Origin of the sequence: Inquilinus sp. 2KB_23, from assembly GCF_052115705.1 — a bacterium.
Taxonomy (GTDB): domain Bacteria; phylum Pseudomonadota; class Alphaproteobacteria; order DSM-16000; family Inquilinaceae; genus Inquilinus; species Inquilinus ginsengisoli_A.
Window position 1 is genome coordinate 13475 of record NZ_JBFRHF010000019.1, and the last position, 16366, is coordinate 29840.

The window sequence follows — 16366 nt, forward strand, 5'->3', positions numbered from 1 at the left end:
GGTCCGGACCTGAGCCCCAGATTCGAGGACACGCATGACCACCAATGCCGAGCTTCTCACCCGCCGCAACGCCGCAATCGTACGCGGAGTCGGGCACACCACACCGATTTCCGCCGCCCGCGCGCTGAACTCGGAGGTCTGGGACGTCGAGGGCAAGCGCTATGTCGACTTCGCCGGCGGCATCGCCGTGGTCAACACCGGGCATTGCCACCCGAAGGTGATCGCCGCGGTCAAGGCGCAGATGGAGAACTTCACCCACACCTGCTTCCAGGTGCTGATGTACGAGCCGTATATCGAGCTGGCCGAGAAGCTGAACGCGCTGGCCCCGATCTCCGGCCCGCTGAAGTCGATCTTCCTGACCACCGGCGCCGAGGCGACCGAGAACGCGATCAAGATCGCCCGCGCCGCCACCGGCCGGTCCGGCGTCATCGCCTTCACCGGCGCCTTCCACGGCCGCACCATCCTGGCCTCGGCCATGACCGGCAAGGTCGTGCCCTATAAGAAGGGCCTCGGCCCCACCCTGCCGGATGTCTGGCACGTGCCGTTCCCGGTCGCCCATCACGGCGTCTCGGTCGAGGATTCGCTGCGGCACCTGGGCTTCCTGTTCAAGGCCGATGTCGACCCGTCGCGCGTCGCCGCGATCATCCTCGAGCCGGTGCAGGGCGAAGGCGGCTTCTACGAGGTGCCGCCCGAGCTGATGCGCGCGCTGCGCCGGATCTGCGACGAGCACGGCATCGTGCTGATCGCCGACGAGGTCCAGACCGGCTTCGGCCGCACCGGCAAGATGTTCGCGATGGAGCATTACGACGTCGAGGTCGACCTGATCTGCGTCGCCAAGAGCCTGGCCGGCGGCTTCCCGCTGTCCGGCGTGATCGGCCGGGCGCCGATCATGGACGCGGCCGACCCGGGCGGGCTGGGCGGCACCTATGCCGGCAACCCGCTGTCCTGCGCCGCGGCGCTGGCGGTGCTGGAGGTGTTCAAGGAAGAGAAGCTGCTGGACCGGTCCAACGCCATCGGCGCCCGGATCAAGGCACGACTGGAGACGCTGTCGCGGCGCAACGACCTGCTGCCAATCGCGTCGATCCGCGGCCTGGGCGGCATGGTCGCCTTCGAGATCGTCAAGTCGCGCGGCACCCACGACGCCGATGCCGAGGCCACCAAACGGGTGACCCAGAAGGCCTATGAGAACGGCCTGGTGCTGCTGTCCTGCGGCGTCAACGCCAACGTCATCCGCATCCTGGTGCCGCTGACCGCCAGCGACGCCATCGTCGACGAAGGGCTGGATGTGCTGGAGACGGCCCTGGCGGCGGGCTGAGCCTTCTCTCTTTTCACCGTCATTGCCCGGCTTGCCCTCGGATCAAGTCCAAGGCGGGCAATCCAGGGGCCACGAAGCGCCGCTCTCGATGGCCCCTGGATCCTCGGGTCAAGCCCGAGGATGACAGAGCAAAAAGCAGCGGCACAGACCCTGACACCAAGTGCGCCCCAACCGGCGCCATCCTGTTCCGTGACCCCGTGAGGTCCCCATGTCGACCGTGACCACATTGTCCCTGAACGACCCGACCCTGCTGAAGAGCCAGTGCCTGGTCGATGGCGCCTGGATCGGCGAGGCCGTCGACCCCGTCGTCAACCCCGCCACCGGCGAGACCCTGGGCCGCGTGCCCCGCTTCGCCGAGCGCGAGACCACCGACGCCGTCGAGGCGGCCGAGACCGCCTTCGGCCCCTGGGCCAAGAAGACGGCCAAGGAGCGGTCCGTCATCCTGCGCCGCTGGTTCGACCTGATCATCGCGAACCGCGAGGACATCGCCCTGATCATGACCAGCGAGCAGGGCAAGCCGCTGGCCGAGGCGCGCGGTGAGGTCGACTACGCCGCCTCCTTCGTCGAGTTCTATGCCGAGGAGGCCAAGCGCATCTACGGCGAGACCATCCCGAGCCACCGCGCCGATGCCCGCATCCTGGTGCTGCGCCAGCCGATCGGCGTGGTCGCGGCGATCACGCCGTGGAACTTCCCGGCGGCGATGATCACCCGCAAGGTCTCGCCGGCGCTGGCCGCCGGCTGCACCGCCGTGATCAAGCCGGCGCCGGAGACGCCGCTGACCGCCCTGGCCCTGGCCGAGCTGGCGGTGCGCGCCGGCGTGCCGGCCGGCGTGCTGAACGTCATCACCGGCGACGCGCCGAAGATCGGCAAGGTGCTGACCGGCCACCCGGCCGTGAAGTTCGTCGGCTTCACCGGGTCGACCGAGATCGGCAAGCTGCTGATGCGCCAGGCCGCCGACACGGTGAAGAAGGTCGGGCTGGAGCTGGGCGGCAACGCGCCCTTCATCGTGTTCGACGACGCCGACATCGACGCGGCGGTCGAAGGCGCGCTGGCCTCGAAGTTCCGCAACATGGGCCAGACCTGCGTCTGCGCCAACCGGATCTACGTCCAGGACGCGGTGTATGACGATTTCGTCGCCCGCTTCGCCGCCAAGGTCAAGGCGATGCCGGTCGGCAACGGCACCGAGCCCGGCGTCGTCCAGGGCCCGCTGATCACCATGGAAGCGGTGGAGAAGATCGAGCGCCACATCGCCGATGCCACCGCCAAGGGCGCCACCGTCGTGACCGGCGGCCACCGCCACGCGCTGGGCCGCACCTTCTTCGAGCCGACGGTGCTGTCCGGCGCCACCACCGAGATGGTGGTGACGCAGGAGGAGACCTTCGGCCCGCTGGCCCCGATCTATCGCTTCCGCGACGAGACGGATGTGGTGGCCCAGGCCAATGCCACGCCCTTCGGCCTGGCCGCCTATTTCTACGCCCGCGACCTGGGCCGGGTGTTCCGGGTGGCGGAGGCGCTGGATTACGGCATCGTCGGCGTCAATGCCGGCGTCGTCGCCACCGAGGTCGCGCCGTTCGGCGGGGTCAAGGAATCCGGCCTCGGCCGCGAAGGCTCGCACCACGGCATCGAGGAGTTCGTGGAGATGAAGTACGTGCTGCTGGCCGGCATGGCGGCGTAGAGACCGTCTGGAAATTCTACTGGCGTGGCCGTCTGACGGCGGCTTCTGCGCTTCCGGTGCTCACGGACGTTAAGTCCGCTGCGCGCCGGTTCTCGAAGCCACCGCCAGCCGACTCACGCCAGCGAATTTCGAAACGGTCTCCGGTGCGGCACGGGCCGGGCTGAGGCCCAGCCCGGCCCGGCAGCCGCTATGGCAGCAGCAGCAGCTTACCGGTGGTACGGCGGGATTCGAGGTCCCGATGGGCGCCGACGGCGTCGGCCAGCGGATAGCGCCCGCCGATGCGGAGCTTGAGGCTGCCGTCGCGGACCCAGTCGAACAGCCGGTTCGACCGGGCCAGCAGCGCCTCGCGCGTCCGTACGTGGTCGAGGACGGTGGGGTAGCTGACCAGCACGCTCTTCGGCAGATGGGTGATGTCGATCGGCGGCAGGTGCTTGATCAGCAGGCCGTAGTAGGCCAGCACGCCGTGGTGGCGCAGCGCGGCGATCGACCCCCAGAAGGTGTCCGCGCCGGCGCCGTCATAGGCGACATGCACGCCCTCGCCGCCGGTCAGGCGCAGCACCTCCGCCGCGAATTCGCCGGGGGTGGAGACGATGACCTCGTCGGCCCCGGCCGCCTGGGCGATCGCGACCTTGTCGGGGCTGGACACCACGCCGATGACCCGGCCGCCGAGCCGCTTGATCATCTGCGTCAGCATCAGGCCGACCCCGCCGGCGGCGGCATGCACCAGCGCCGTGTCGCCCGGCTTGACGGCATAGGTCTCGGACACGAAGTGGCTGGCCGTCAGCCCCTGCATCATCAGGGCGGCCGCGGTCTCGAAGTCGATGTCATCCGGCAGCGGCACCATCGCCGCCGCGGGGGCGACGACCTGCGCAGCATAGCTGCCCCAGGCGTAGTACCAGGCGACGCGGTCGCCGACGTGCAGGTCGGTGACGCCGTCCCCCACCGCCGCGATCCGGCCGGCGCCTTCGACGCCCGGCGTCAGGGGCAGGGCCACGACCCGGCTGAGGAAACCCACGCGGGTGCCGACATCCATGTAGTTGACGCCGCGGCGGCGATGTCGACCAGCACCTCGCCGGGGCCCGGCCGGGGCGACGGGCGGTCCTGCAGCCGGAGTTGCTCTGGCCCGCCATGGGCTTCGATCACGATGGCTTTCATGGTTCCGATCCTTGTGGTGATGTCTATTCTGGATAGATCAGTCTATAATCAAGCAAGCAGAACCGGCCGGCCTTCCGCCGTTGCGCCTATCGCAGGCTGCGGATGGCCATCCGGGCGATGTCGTGGAGGACCGCCGGCGAGGCGCCGCCGCGGGCGGCGATCTTGATGCCGGACAGGGTGGCGGTGAGGAACTGCGCCGCCGCCCGCCCGTCGACATCGGCGCCGACCTCGCCCGCCGCCTTGGCGTCGGCGACCAGGCGTTCGAACGCGGTCAGCAGCACCCGCCCCGAAGCCTCGACCAGCAGGGTAATCTCGGGGTCGGAGCGGCCGAATTCGCAGACCGCGCCGACGCCCATGCAGCCCAGCGGGGCCTCGGCCGCCGGGCGGGAGGCGAAGGCGACCAGCGCCGCCTCCAGCCCCTGCAGCGGCGACGTGCCGGTGTTCAGGGTGCGCAGGATCTCTGTGACGCTGCCCGCATTGTAGTGCTGGAGCGCCTCGAGATAGAGCCGCCGCTTGTCGCCGAAGGTGTCGTACAGGCTTTGCCGGCTGATCCCCATGGCGTGCAGCAGCGCGTCGGTCGAGGTGCCCTCATAGCCATGGTCGGAGAAGACCTTGATGGCCTGCAGCAGCACCGTCTCGCGATCGAATTCCTTGGGTCTTGCCATAAGCCGAAGATGGTTGTTCCGGATCGATCTGTCCAGATCTGAATCCAAAAAACGCAGCCCCATCGCGACCGGCGACGGGGCTGCGGCGCGAATGGCGTATCAGGCTGCCACGGTGCCCTTGCGGATGATGACGTTGCCGTAGAACAGCCGCTCGCCGGTGGCGATCACCAGCGAGGCCTGCTTGGCCCGGTCGTAGAAGGCGAAGCGCTCCAGCAGCGCCAGCCGGTGCCCGCCCGCGACCCGGCCCAGCGCGTCGCGGATCAGGGTGTGGGCCGGCATCACCTCCGTCGGGTTGCCGATCACCTCCATGCCCAGCACCGGGTCGGGCTCGGAGTCGTCGATCGGCAGCACGCTCAGCACCGCCCGCAGCATGCTCTTGAGGTCCGCCGCCTCCATCCGCACCAGCCGCCGGGCCACGGTCTCGGCCGGGAAGCTGCCATCGGCGATCACCAGCTCGTCGCCATGCCCCATGGCGCGCAGGCCGTGCAGGATGTCTGGCCCCAGAATGGGGTCGATTCCGATCAGCATGGGGTCGATCCTTCGTCTCGATGGGGGTGGTTCATGGCGTGGGCGCGCCCGGGGCGATCAGGCCTTCGGCGCGCAGCTCGGCCCACAGGTCGGCCGGGATCGGGTGGCGGAACAGCTCCTCGTTCTCGACCAGCTCGGCCGCGGTGCGGGCGCCGGTCAGGATCGAGGCGACGGCGGGATGCGCCGTCGGGAACTGGATCGCCGCGGCCTTCAGCGGCACGTCGTGGCGCCGGCACACCGCGTCCAGCGCCTGGGCCCGGACGATCAGCGCCGGGTCGGCGTCCTGATAGTTGAACTTCGCCCCGGCATTGGGGTTGGCCAGGATGCCGCTGTTGTAGACGCCGCCGATGATCACGCCGATGCCGCGCGCCTCGCACAGCGGCATGAAATCATCGAGCGAGTCCTGCTCCAGCAGCGTGTAGCGGCCGGCCAGCAGGAAGCAGTCGAACCGGCCGGCGCGGGCGAAGCGGGCCAGCATCTCGGCCTGGTTCATGCCGGCGCCGACCGCGCCGATCACCCCATCGGCGCGCAGCTTGTCGAGGGCCCGGTGGGCGCCGTCGATGGCGTCGTCGTAGTGGCTGTCGGGATCGTGGATGTGCAGCACGTCGACCCGGTCGGTGCCCAGCCGCTCCAGGCTTTCCTCCAGCGACCGCATCACGCCGTCATAGCTGAAATCGAACACCGGGCGCTCCGGCGGAGTGCCCTTGTAGTAGGCGTCCTCGCCCTCCGCCCGCTCGGGCACCCGCAGCAGCCGGCCGACCTTGGTCGCCAGCACGTAGCTGTCGCGCGGCTTGCCGGCCAGGAAGCGGCCCAGCCGGCGCTCCGACAGTCCGTTGCCGTATTGCGGCGCGGTGTCGAAGAAGCGCAGGCCGAGGTCCCAGGCCTTGGCGATGGTCTCCTCCGCCTGCCCTTCCTCGACCGGCGCGTAGAGCCCGCCGAGCGGCGCCGTGCCGAGGCCGAGCCGCGTCACCGTCAGCCCTGTCGGGCCCAGCCTGGCCGTGTCCGTTGCTGCCACCATCTGTGCGCTTCCCTGCTTCTTGCCGTCGATCGGTCGGCAGACTGTGACGCCGATTTCCGAAGAGTCAATGGAAAGTTCGTATACGAAATTTTCATTGCCAATGAGATATTCGTTGCGCATGCTGCACGAAATCGAAGGACGGCAGCGGGGCGGCGATGACGACGGGCGGACAGGATTTCTCGGGCGGCGCGGCCTTCGTCGGCGGCGCCTATGTGCCGGCTTCCGAGGCCAGGATCTCGGTGCTGGACTGGGGCTTCACCCGGTCCGACGTCACCTACGACGTGGTGCATGTGCGGGATGGCGGCTTCTTCCGCCTGGCCGACCATCTCGACCGGTTCGAACGGTCGCTGGCCGCGATGCGGCTGGCGCCGCCGCATGACCGGGCGGGGATCGCCACCATCGTGGCGCGCTGCGTCGCCCTGTCCGGGCTGCGCGACGCCTATGTCGCCATGATCTGCACCCGCGGCCGGCCCCGTGTCTTCGGGTCGCGCCGGCCGGCCGATTGCGACAACGCCTTCGTCGCCTACGCCATCCCCTGGATCGACGTGATCCCGCCGGCGGTGCAGGAGCGCGGGGCGCATCTGCACATCGCCTCGATCCCGCGGGTGGGCGCTGCCTCGGTCGACCCGACGGTGAAGAACTACCAGTGGGGCGACCTGACCCGCGGCCTGCTGGAGGCCCATGACCAGGGCGCCGACACCGCGGTGCTGCTGGACGCCGAAGGCTTCGTCACCGAAGGCCCGGGCTTCAACGTCTTCACCGTGCGCGACGGCGTGGTGTCGACCCCCGACCGCGGCTCGCTGGAGGGCATCACCCGCTGGTCGGTGCTGGAGCTGTGCGAAGAGATCGGCCTGCCCGCCCGGATCGCGCCGCTGCGCCGCGAGGATTTGCTGCAGGCCGACGAGATGTTCTGCACCACCACCGCCGGCGGCGTCATGCCGGTGTCGCGGGTCGGCGGCCACATCATGGCCAACGACCGGCCCGGGCCGGTCAGCACCCGGCTGAAGAGCCTGTACTGGGAGAAGCATGCCGCCGGCTGGCACCGCACGCCGGTGAACTACGCCGACGCCGACCATCCGCTCGGCGCCGCCGCGATCTGACGCGGACCACAAGAAAAACCGAACAGGAGGCACCATCATGCACAGACGCAACCTCGTCCTGGGCGCCGGCATCCTCACGGCGCTGAGCGCACTCCCGGCCCTGCCTGCCCTGGCGGCGGACAAGGAGCTGCGCATCCTGACCTGGGAGGGCTATGCCGACGCCCCCTGGGTCGAGGCCTTCGAGAAGAAGACCGGCGCCACGGTGAAGATCACCTACACCGGCAGCGTCGACGAGATCTTCGCCAAGATGACCGCCAGCAAGGGCGACGACTACGACGTCATCGCCATCGAGACCTCATCCTACAAGCGGTTGGTGCAGGAGAAGCTGGTCCAGCCGGTAGACCTGTCGAAGATCCCCAACGCCGCCAACCTGCTGCCGGCCTTCCGCGACGTCTCGGCCATCGTGTTCGACGGCAAGACCTATGCCGTGCCCTTCGCCTGGGGCTCGATCCCGCTGATCTACGACAAGAAGGCGTTCCCGACCCCGCCCGACAGCTGGTCGGTGCTGTGGGACGACAAATATGCCGGCCGGGTGCTGGCGATGGACGACGCCAACAACGCCATCGTCACCACGGCGCTGGCCCTGGGCTACAAGGACCCGTTCAACCTGACCGACGACCAGTTCGCCGCGATCAAGGCCAAGCTGATCGACCAGAAGCGCACCGTGCTGTCCTACTATGCAGGCTTCGACGACGGCGTCAGCATCTTCGCCCAGGGCGGCATCGACCTGATGATGTCGATGGGCGAGCCGCAGGTGCCGCAGCTGCAGAAGAAGGGCATCGACGCCGCGCTGGTGATCCCGAAAGAGGGCGCGATCGGCTGGATCGACTGCTGGGCGATCAGCGCCGGCGCCCGCGACCCCGCCTTGGCCCACGCCTGGATCGACGCGATGCTGGACAGCCGGGTCGGCACCTACATCAGCGAGAAGACCGGCTACGGCAACACCACCGACGCCTCGGCGAATGCCGCGATCGGCCTGACCTATGCCGACAAGCTGGTGTTCCTGCAGGCGCCGGAAAGCTTCTCCAAGCGCATCGACCTGTGGAACGAGATCAAGGCCACGCCGGCCAACTGATCGTCACGCCTGGGCCGTCAGAGAGGGCCGCCATGACATTCCGAAGCCTCATCCGCCTTGCCGGCATCGGCAAATCCTACGGCGCGGTCACCGTGCTGCAGCCCTTCGACCTGGAGATCGGCGACGGTGAGTTCCTGACCATCCTGGGCCCGTCCGGCTCGGGCAAGACCACGATCCTGCGGATGCTCGGCGGCTTCACCGCCCCGAGCACCGGCCGGATACTGCTTGATGGGACGGATATCACCGACACGCCGATCTTCCGGCGGCCGTTCAACACGGTGTTCCAGGACTATGCGCTGTTCCCGCATATGACCGTGGCCCGCAATGTCGGCTACGGGCTGCGCATGCGGCGCCGGCCGAAGGCGGAGGTGGACCGGCGGGTGGCCGAGGCGCTGGCGGTGGTCGGCCTGGCCGACAAGGCCGGCCGCCATCCCGGCGAGCTGAGCGGCGGCCAGCGCCAGCGCGTGGCGCTGGCCCGCGCCATCATCTGCGAGCCGCGCGTGGTGCTGCTGGACGAGCCCCTGGCGGCGCTGGATGCGGGGCTGCGCCGGTCGATGCAGGAGTTCCTGAAGGACCTGCAGCGCCGCATCCGCACCACCTTCGTCTTCATCACCCATGACCAGGAGGAGGCGATCGCCATGTCCGATCGCATCGTGGTCATGGACCATGGCAGGGTCGAGCAGGTCGGCACGCCGAAGGAGATCTACTACCGGCCGCGCAGCGAGTTCGTCGCCAGGTTCTTCGGCGAGAACAACCTGCTGCCGGCCCAGGCCGCCGGCAGATCGGCGGTCGACAGCCCGCTGGGCCGGCACGTGCTGGCGGCGACCGGTCGCCCGACCGCCGTCGCCATCCGGCCGGAGAGCCTGAGCCTGCGACCCGGCGCGGAACGGCGGTCGGCGACCGGCGCGGTGGAGAGCCTGACCTTCCTGGGCGCCACCACCCAGATCGTGGTGCGCCTCGGTGGCGATCAGGCGCACAGCGTCAAGATCCGCCTGCCGACGCCGGAGTTCGACGGCCGCGCCGATGTCGGCGACCCGATCTCGGTGTTCTGGTCCGACGCCGATGTCAGCGTGCTGGGCGCGTGAGGATGGCCATGGCCGACGCCCTTCCCGCCTCGGGCCGCCACGACCCGCTGCGCGCCACCTCGCCCACCGTTCGTACCCTGGGTCGCTGGCTGCCGCGGCTGGCGGTCTACGGCCTGCCGGCGCTGCTGATCCTGGCGCCGCTGGTCGCCTTCCTGACCACCAGCTTCTGGTCGATGGCCGACGGCCAGGTCGAGCATGAATTCACCCTGGGCAACTACGCCGCCTTCCTGGCGCAGCCGAGCTATATCAGGGTCTTCCTCGGCACCCTGCAACTGGCCGGCATCGTCGCCGCGGTCGGCCTCGTCTTCGGCTACATCATCGCCTATCTGATCTGGCGGCTGGAGGGCCGGATCCGCTACTTCATGCTGCTGTTCAGCGTGATCCCGCTGGCGATGAACTACATCGTCAAGATCTACGCGATGCGCGGCATCCTGGGCTACAACGGCTTCCTCAACTGGGCCCTGGTGACGACCGGCATCCTCGACGCGCCGAGCAAGCTGTTCCTGTTCAACCAGACCGCGGTGATGATCACCATGGCGGTGATCTACCTGCCCTACGCCATCCTGCCGATCTTCTTGTCGCTGGAGCGGATCCCGCCATCGCTGGCCGCAGCCTCCGCCGATCTCGGCGCCCGGCCGGGCCAGACCTTCCTGACCGTGGTCCTGCCGCTGAGCCTGCCGGGATCGATCGTCGGCGGGCTGTTCGTGATGGTGCTGGCGCTGGGCGACTTCCTGACGCCGCAGATGGTCGGCGGCAACCAGGGCTTCACCTTCGGCCGCGCGATCTGGAGCCAGTTCGGCATGGCCTTCAACTGGCCGTTCGGCGCCGCGCTGGCCGTGGTGCTGCTGCTGGCCGTGGTCGCCATCATCGGCGCCGCCGCGCTCGTGTCCCGCCGTGCGAGGGTGAAATGACCGCGCCGGAACGGATCGCCATCGCCGCCCTGTGGCTGGTGGCCGCCCTGGTCTTCGCCGTGCTGTACGGGCCGGCGCTGGCGGTGGTGCTGAGCTCGTTCTTCGACCTCAAGGGCCAGTCGATCGACTGGTCCAGCTTCAGCCTGCACTGGTATGCCGGGCTGACCGACAACCCGGGGATGCTGGCGGCGCTGGGCCACACCCTGCTGGTCGCCGCCGCGGCGGTGCTGATGGCGCTGGTCCTGGCCCTCGGCCTGGCCTGGTACATGAAGACCGGGACCCGGCGCGGCCGGCCCTACGTCGAGTTCGTGATCTTCCTGCCCTTCGTGCTGCCCGGCATCATCACCGGCATCTCGCTCTTGGTGGCATTCCGCGAGCTGGGCATCGAGCGCAGCCTGATCACCGTCACCATCGGCCACACGGTGCTGGTGCTGGCGATCATCTACCGCATGGTCACGGTGCGGCTGGACAGCCTGGAGGCCAGCCAGATCGAGGCGTCGCTCGACCTCGGCGCCACCGGGCTGCAGACCTTCCTGTTCGTGGTGCTGCCGCAGCTGCGCTCGGCCATCGTCACCGGCGCGCTGCTGGCCTTCACGTTGTCCTTCGACGAGACTTTGGTGACCTTCTTCCTGGTCGGCGGCGACGCCACCCTGCCGATCCGGCTGTGGGCGATGATGCGGGTGGGCTTCACCCCCGAGGTCAACGCCCTGGTGTCGCTGGTGCTGCTGGCGACGATGTCGCTTGCGGTGCTGGGCGCGCTATCGTTGAAGGACAGCATGGCGGCCCGCCGATGAGCCGCCAGGAACCCTGGAGGGATTCTCCACCGGATGATCGAGGCCGCGCCATGACCGACGACCTGCCGCCGCTCGGCCGCCTGCTGCGCGAACGCCGCGCCCATCACGGCTGGACCCTGGCCGAGGTGGCTGGGATGACCGGCATCGCCGCCTCGACCCTGTCGAAGATCGAGAACGGCCTGCTGTCGCCGACCTACGACAAGATCCTGCAGCTGGCCCGCGGCCTGGGCGTGGAGATCGCTGACCTGTTCTCGCCCGGCGAGGCCAGCAGCCCGCCCGTGGTGGTGGCCCGGCGCAGCGTCAGCCGCCAGCATGAGGGCCAGCGGCTGGACACCGAATTCTACAGCTACACCTATCTGTGCTCCGACGTCGCCCACAAGCGGATCATCCCGATCCGCATCGAGGTGCGCGCCACCGAGCCCGAGCAGATGGGGGGCCTGAGCTCGCATGTCGGCGAGGAGTTCGTGGAGGTGCTGCAGGGGCGGATGCGCCTCTACAGCGACTATTACGAGCCGATCGAACTGGAACCCGGCGACAGCGTCTATCTCGACAGCACTATGAAGCACGGCTACCTCTCGGTCGGCGATGCCCCATGCGTGATCATGGTGATGTGCTCGAGCGCCACCCCGAACCTGGCGCAGACCCTGCGCGAGATCATCAAGCAACGCATCCTCGAGGAGCAGGCGGGCGCGCCCGCAGGCCCATGACGGTTTCAGGAGCAGCAGGACTCATGTTCGACCTCTCGGGGAAAGTCGCCATCGTCACCGGCGGCAACGGCGGAATCGGCCTGGGCATCGCCCGCGGCCTGGCCTCGGCCGGCGCGGCGCTGATGCTGGTCGGCCGGGACGCCGCGAAGACCGAGCGGGCGGTGGCGGAACTGGCGGCCACCGGCGCCACCGCCTCGGCGGCGATCGCCGACGTGACCGTCGAGGCGGATTGCCGGGGCTTCGCCGAGGCGGCGCTGCAGCGCCATGGCCGCATCGACATCCTGGTCAACAACGCCGGCACCAACTGGCGCAAGCCGCCGCAGGACTATTCGCTGGAGGAGTGGCGGGCGCTGATCGACGCCAACCTGACCAGCACCTTCCTGGCCTCGATGGCGGTGTTCCCCACCCTGCAGTGCCAGCGCGCCGGCAAGATCGTCAACATCGGGTCGATGACCTCGATCTTCGGCGCCTCCTTCGCCGCGCCCTACAGCGCCAGCAAGGGCGGCGTGGTGCAGTTCACCAAGGCCTGCGCCACCGCCTGGGCCGAGCACGGCATCCAGGTCAACGCCATCCTGCCCGGCTGGATCGACACGGAGCTGACGCAACAGGGCCGCGTCCAGGTGCCCGGGCTGAACGAGCGGGTGCTGGCCCGCACCCCCGCCGGCCGCTGGGGCGTGCCCGACGACCTGGCCGGCACCGCGGTCTACCTGTCGAGCCGCGCCTCTGACTTCGTCACCGGCGCCGCAATCCCGGTGGATGGAGGGTATTCGTCGCAGGCGTGAGGCTCCGCGATGACGACACCATTCGGCGGCTCAATACGGGCGAGTTCTGGCCAGGACAATCAGTGAGAGAAGTGTTGAGGGGACACAGTTTATTTAGCTGTCATGCCACGGCTTGACCGTGGCATCCAGGGGCGGCAAGAGCAGTTCTCGATGGCCCTGGATTGCCCGGTCAAGCCGGGCAATGACAAAAAAATACCGGACTCGCGATCTCACGCAGCCGCTCCGTTAAATCCACCCCCCGTCCACCACATAGGTCTGGCTCGTGCACATGCGGGCGTCGTCCGAGGCCAGGAAGGCGACCATGCGGGCGATGTCGATCGGCTCGACGAAGGCCTTGATGCACTGCGCATCCATGACCTTCTGGATGTATTCGGGCGTGTACCAGAGCTTGACCTGCCGTTCGGTCTTCACCGCGCCGGGCAGCACGCAATTGACTCGGATGCCCTCGGCCCCCAAATCGCGCGCCAGGCTGCGGGTCAGGCCCTCGATCGCCGCCTTGGCGGTGGTGTAGGCCGGCATCCCGCCCATCCCGGCCCGCCACGAGATCGAGCCGAAATTGATCACCGAGCCGCCGCCGGCGTCGCGCATCGCCGCCCGCACCGCCTGGACCGTGAAGAACTGGTGCTTCAGGTTGACCGCCAGCCGCTCGTCCCAATAGTCCGGCGTCACCTCGTCGATGCTGTGGCGCTGGTCGTGGCCGGCGTTGTTGACCAGCACCCGGATCGGGCCAACCGCCGCCTCCGCCGCCCGCACCATCGCGCGCAGCGCATCGATATCGCGCAGGTCGCAGGGCAGGAAGGTCGGTGCCGCCAGCCCGTCCTCTTTCAGCAGTTCGACCAACGCCCGGGACGAATCCATGTCGATGTCGCAGAACACCACCCGGCTGTATTGACGGGCGAAATGCTCGACCAGCGCCGCGCCGATGCCGGAGCCGCCGCCGGTGATCAGCACCGCACGGTCCTGCAGGCTGGAATAGAGCGTGGTCTCGGTCATGGGATCTGCCTGGAAAGGAAAAAGGGGCGCGGTCAGTCGCGGACCAGCTTCAGCCGCCGCTCGAACAGGTCGAGCACATCGGCCAGGGTCCGGCCGCGGCGGACCCGATGCCGGCCCTCATAGACGCAGTATTCCGGCTCCTGCGCCTCCATCACCTTGGCGATTCCGTACAGCGGCTTGTCCTGGCTGTGCCGGAACACGCTGAACACGGCGATGCCGACCCCGTGGTCGATCGCGTAGTCGCGCCATTCGCCCGAGGCGACGCGGTCGAAATAGAGGCCGAGGAGCTGGGCCAGCTCGCTGCGGTTGAAGTAGACGCGGCCGCGACGCCGCCGCTGCTGGGTGAGATCGAGAACCTTCGACATGCCGCCGGAAGCCATGCCTCGACATGGGTGAGTCGGTCGGCCAAGTGTTGGACAAATCCGGCCGCGCGTCCAGCCGGTCGCGTCGACGCACCCCTCGCCGCCATACCGTTGCCACACCGTTCGATTGTCTTCCAGGGATCAATCGTCTAGGTAAGGCGGCTCGGCGAGACGCCTGGCCGAGGCCGTGCCCTGTTCGGAACCAATCGATGACCGATATCTTCCGCGAAGTCGACGAAGCCCTGCGCGAAGATCGCGTCAAGGCGATCTGGAGCCGCTACGGCACGCTGATCATCGCGGGGGCGGTGGCCGTGGTGGCCGCGACCGGCGCCTATGTCGGCTGGCGCAGCTATAGCCAGAGCCAGGCGGAATCCCAGACCCGGGCCCTGGTGCAGGCCCAGGCGCAGGCCGTCGCCGACCCGAAGAACGCCGTGGCGGCCTATGCCGCCGTCGCCGCCGATAGCAACGCCGACCACGCCGCGCTGGCGCGGCTGCTGGAAGCCCGCGCCGATCTCGATGCCGGCAAGCGCGACGCAGCGGGCGACCTGTACCAGCAGATCGCCGGCGACAGCGGCGTCAACCCGGCGATCCGCGACCTCGCCAAGTTGTATGCGGTGATGGCCCGGCTGGACGACGGCGATCCCGCGACGCTGGCGGGCGAGCTGGCCCCGCTGGCCGCCGACACCTCGCCCTGGCGCTTCCTGGCGCGCGAGCAGCAGGGCCTGCTGGCCTTGCGGCAGGCCGACTCGGCCAAGGCCCGCGAGATCTTCAGTGCCCTGTCGAAGGACCCCGCCGCCCCTCCCGGCGTGCGGGGCCGGGCCGACCAACTCCTCAGCGTTTCGAGCAATTGAGGGACCTCCCTATGCGGCGACGCCATCTGCTGCCCCGGATCTCCATCCTCGCGCTTGCCGGGTTCCTCAGCGCCTGCGGCTGGTTCGGCGGCGACGACAAGGTGCCCCTTCCGGGCGAACGGATCTCGGTGCTCAGCCGCACCGAGGGGCTCGAGGTCGCGCCCGATGCCGGCCAACCGGCCGCCCTGCCGGGGGTGCGCACCAACCCCGACTGGCGCAACCCCGGCGGCGCGGTCAACCATGTCGACGGCAACCTCGCCCTCAACATCCCGTTCCAGCGGATCTGGAGCAGCAGCGTCGGCAGCGGCAACAGCAGCACCACGGCCCTGCTGACCGGGCCGGTGATCGCCGACGGCCATGTCTACGTCACCGATGCCTCCGGCCGGCTGAATTCCTTCGATGCCGAGACCGGCCGCTCGCAGTGGCGGGTGCAGGTGGCGGATCCCGAGGAGGACAGCGTGCCGATCGGCGGCGGCGCCGCCTATGCCGACGGCACGGTCTACGTCACCACCGGCTTCGGCGAGGCGGTCGCGGTCGACCCGAAGAACGGCGGCCTGATCTGGCGGACCAAGCTGGCCGGGCCGGTGCGCGGCGCGCCGACCGTGACCCAGGGCCGCGTCATCGCCATCACCATCGACAACCAGACCGAAGTGCTGGACGCCAAGACCGGCACCAAGGTCTGGAACCATGCCGGCATCTCTGAATCCTCCGCCCTGCTCGGCGCCGGCAGCGCCGCGGTCGACAACGGCGTGGTGGTCGTCCCCTATTCCTCGGGCGAGCTGTTCGGCCTGCGCATCGAGAACGGCCGGCCGGTGTGGTCGGCCAATGTCGGCGGCGGCAGCACCCGCGCCGCCGGCGCGCTGGCGGGCCTGGCCGACATCACCGCCCTGCCGGCGATCGACGGCGACCTGGTGGTCGCGGTCAGCCACGGCAACCAGGCGGTCGGCATCGACATGCGGTCCGGCATCAATGTCTGGGAACAGCCGATCAGCGGCACCCAGATGCCGTGGATCGCGGGCGACACGGTCTATCTCGTCACCCTCGACGGCGTGGTCGTGGCCCTGGCGCGCAACACCGGCAAGGTGCGCTGGACGCGGGAGCTGGACCGCTGGACCGACCCCGAGGACAAGTCCGGGCCGATCAGCTGGACCGGCCCGGTCCTGGCCAAGGACACCCTGATCCTGACCAGTTCGACCGGCCAGGGCGTGCTGATCTCGCCCAAGACCGGCGAGATCACCGGAAACTTCGAGACCCCGGAGACGCGGATTGCCCCGGTCATCGCCAACGGAACCCTGTATATACTGGGGACGGACGGTTACCTGACCGCCTATCGCTGAGCCCATAAAGTCC

The 16366-nt window shown here is 69.1% G+C and carries 17 protein-coding genes; 11 read left to right on the plus strand and 6 right to left on the minus strand.

Annotated elements, in window-relative coordinates; genetic code table 11:
- Positions 1–34: 34 nt before the first annotated feature.
- Positions 35–1315 (plus strand): 4-aminobutyrate--2-oxoglutarate transaminase, encoded by a 1281-nt coding sequence (gabT, locus tag AB4112_RS22895; protein WP_441723236.1) that lies wholly within the window; start codon positions 35–37, stop codon positions 1313–1315.
- A gap of 208 nt (positions 1316–1523) precedes the next feature.
- Positions 1524–2990 (plus strand): NAD-dependent succinate-semialdehyde dehydrogenase, encoded by a 1467-nt coding sequence (locus AB4112_RS22900; protein ID WP_441723238.1) that lies wholly within the window; start codon positions 1524–1526, stop codon positions 2988–2990.
- A 187-nt stretch (positions 2991–3177) separates the two neighbouring features.
- Here AB4112_RS22900 and AB4112_RS22905 read toward each other — a convergent pair whose 3' ends face one another.
- The 4 genes from AB4112_RS22905 to AB4112_RS22920 all read right to left on the minus strand — a co-directional run bounded on the left by AB4112_RS22905 (position 3178) and on the right by AB4112_RS22920 (position 6356).
- Positions 3178–4179: a quinone oxidoreductase family protein gene (locus tag AB4112_RS22905; RefSeq protein WP_441723371.1), complete on the minus strand. Its 1002-nt coding sequence runs from the start codon at positions 4177–4179 to the stop codon at positions 3178–3180.
- A gap of 52 nt (positions 4180–4231) precedes the next feature.
- Positions 4232–4810 carry a TetR/AcrR family transcriptional regulator gene (locus AB4112_RS22910; RefSeq protein WP_441723240.1) on the minus strand — a complete coding sequence of 193 codons (579 nt, stop codon included), beginning with the start codon at positions 4808–4810 and terminating at the stop codon, positions 4232–4234.
- A 99-nt stretch (positions 4811–4909) separates the two neighbouring features.
- The gene (locus AB4112_RS22915) at positions 4910–5338 is read right to left on the minus strand and encodes an RbsD/FucU family protein (protein WP_441723242.1); all 429 of its coding nucleotides are present in this window, start codon (positions 5336–5338) and stop codon (positions 4910–4912) included.
- A 31-nt stretch (positions 5339–5369) separates the two neighbouring features.
- Positions 5370–6356 carry an aldo/keto reductase gene (locus AB4112_RS22920; protein WP_309794054.1) on the minus strand — a complete coding sequence of 329 codons (987 nt, stop codon included), beginning with the start codon at positions 6354–6356 and terminating at the stop codon, positions 5370–5372.
- Positions 6357–6511: 155 nt separating this feature from the next.
- On the opposite strand from AB4112_RS22920, the gene AB4112_RS22925 reads away from it, so the two are divergent.
- Genes AB4112_RS22925 through AB4112_RS22955 form a run of 7 tightly spaced genes read left to right on the plus strand, consistent with a single transcriptional unit; the run spans position 6512 to position 12810 of the window.
- Positions 6512–7456, plus strand: coding sequence for an aminotransferase class IV (locus AB4112_RS22925; protein WP_309794053.1), 945 nt, complete (start codon positions 6512–6514; stop codon positions 7454–7456).
- 37 nt (positions 7457–7493) lie between these two features.
- Complete coding sequence (locus AB4112_RS22930; protein WP_309794051.1) at positions 7494–8531, plus strand: ABC transporter substrate-binding protein; 1038 nt, start codon at positions 7494–7496, stop codon at positions 8529–8531.
- A gap of 32 nt (positions 8532–8563) precedes the next feature.
- A complete protein-coding gene (locus AB4112_RS22935) occupies positions 8564–9616 on the plus strand; it encodes an ABC transporter ATP-binding protein (protein ID WP_309794049.1) in 1053 nt (350 codons plus the stop codon).
- A gap of 8 nt (positions 9617–9624) precedes the next feature.
- Positions 9625–10527, plus strand: a complete 903-nt coding sequence (locus tag AB4112_RS22940; RefSeq protein ID WP_309794048.1) for an ABC transporter permease — start codon at positions 9625–9627, stop codon at positions 10525–10527.
- Positions 10524–11321 (plus strand): ABC transporter permease, encoded by a 798-nt coding sequence (locus AB4112_RS22945; RefSeq protein WP_309794047.1) that lies wholly within the window; start codon positions 10524–10526, stop codon positions 11319–11321. The genes AB4112_RS22940 and AB4112_RS22945 overlap by 4 nt, the downstream gene beginning before the upstream one ends.
- Positions 11322–11371: 50 nt before the next feature.
- Positions 11372–12028 (plus strand): helix-turn-helix domain-containing protein, encoded by a 657-nt coding sequence (locus AB4112_RS22950; protein WP_309794045.1) that lies wholly within the window; start codon positions 11372–11374, stop codon positions 12026–12028.
- A 23-nt stretch (positions 12029–12051) separates the two neighbouring features.
- Positions 12052–12810: an SDR family NAD(P)-dependent oxidoreductase gene (locus tag AB4112_RS22955; RefSeq protein ID WP_309794044.1), complete on the plus strand. Its 759-nt coding sequence runs from the start codon at positions 12052–12054 to the stop codon at positions 12808–12810.
- A gap of 225 nt (positions 12811–13035) precedes the next feature.
- Here AB4112_RS22955 and AB4112_RS22960 read toward each other — a convergent pair whose 3' ends face one another.
- Together AB4112_RS22960 and AB4112_RS22965 are read right to left on the minus strand one after the other, a co-directional pair.
- Complete coding sequence (locus tag AB4112_RS22960) at positions 13036–13803, minus strand: SDR family NAD(P)-dependent oxidoreductase (protein ID WP_309794043.1); 768 nt, start codon at positions 13801–13803, stop codon at positions 13036–13038.
- Positions 13804–13835: 32 nt separating this feature from the next.
- Positions 13836–14168 (minus strand): DUF2794 domain-containing protein, encoded by a 333-nt coding sequence (locus tag AB4112_RS22965; protein WP_309794042.1) that lies wholly within the window; start codon positions 14166–14168, stop codon positions 13836–13838.
- 206 nt (positions 14169–14374) lie between these two features.
- Between AB4112_RS22965 and AB4112_RS22970 the strand changes: the two genes are divergently transcribed.
- Both AB4112_RS22970 and AB4112_RS22975 read left to right on the plus strand, forming a co-directional pair.
- On the plus strand, positions 14375–15016 hold the full coding sequence (locus tag AB4112_RS22970; RefSeq protein ID WP_309794041.1) for a tetratricopeptide repeat protein: 642 nt from the start codon (positions 14375–14377) through the stop codon (positions 15014–15016).
- Between the two features lie 11 nt (positions 15017–15027).
- Positions 15028–16353: an outer membrane protein assembly factor BamB family protein gene (locus AB4112_RS22975; RefSeq protein WP_309794040.1), complete on the plus strand. Its 1326-nt coding sequence runs from the start codon at positions 15028–15030 to the stop codon at positions 16351–16353.
- Positions 16354–16366: the final 13 nt, after the last annotated feature.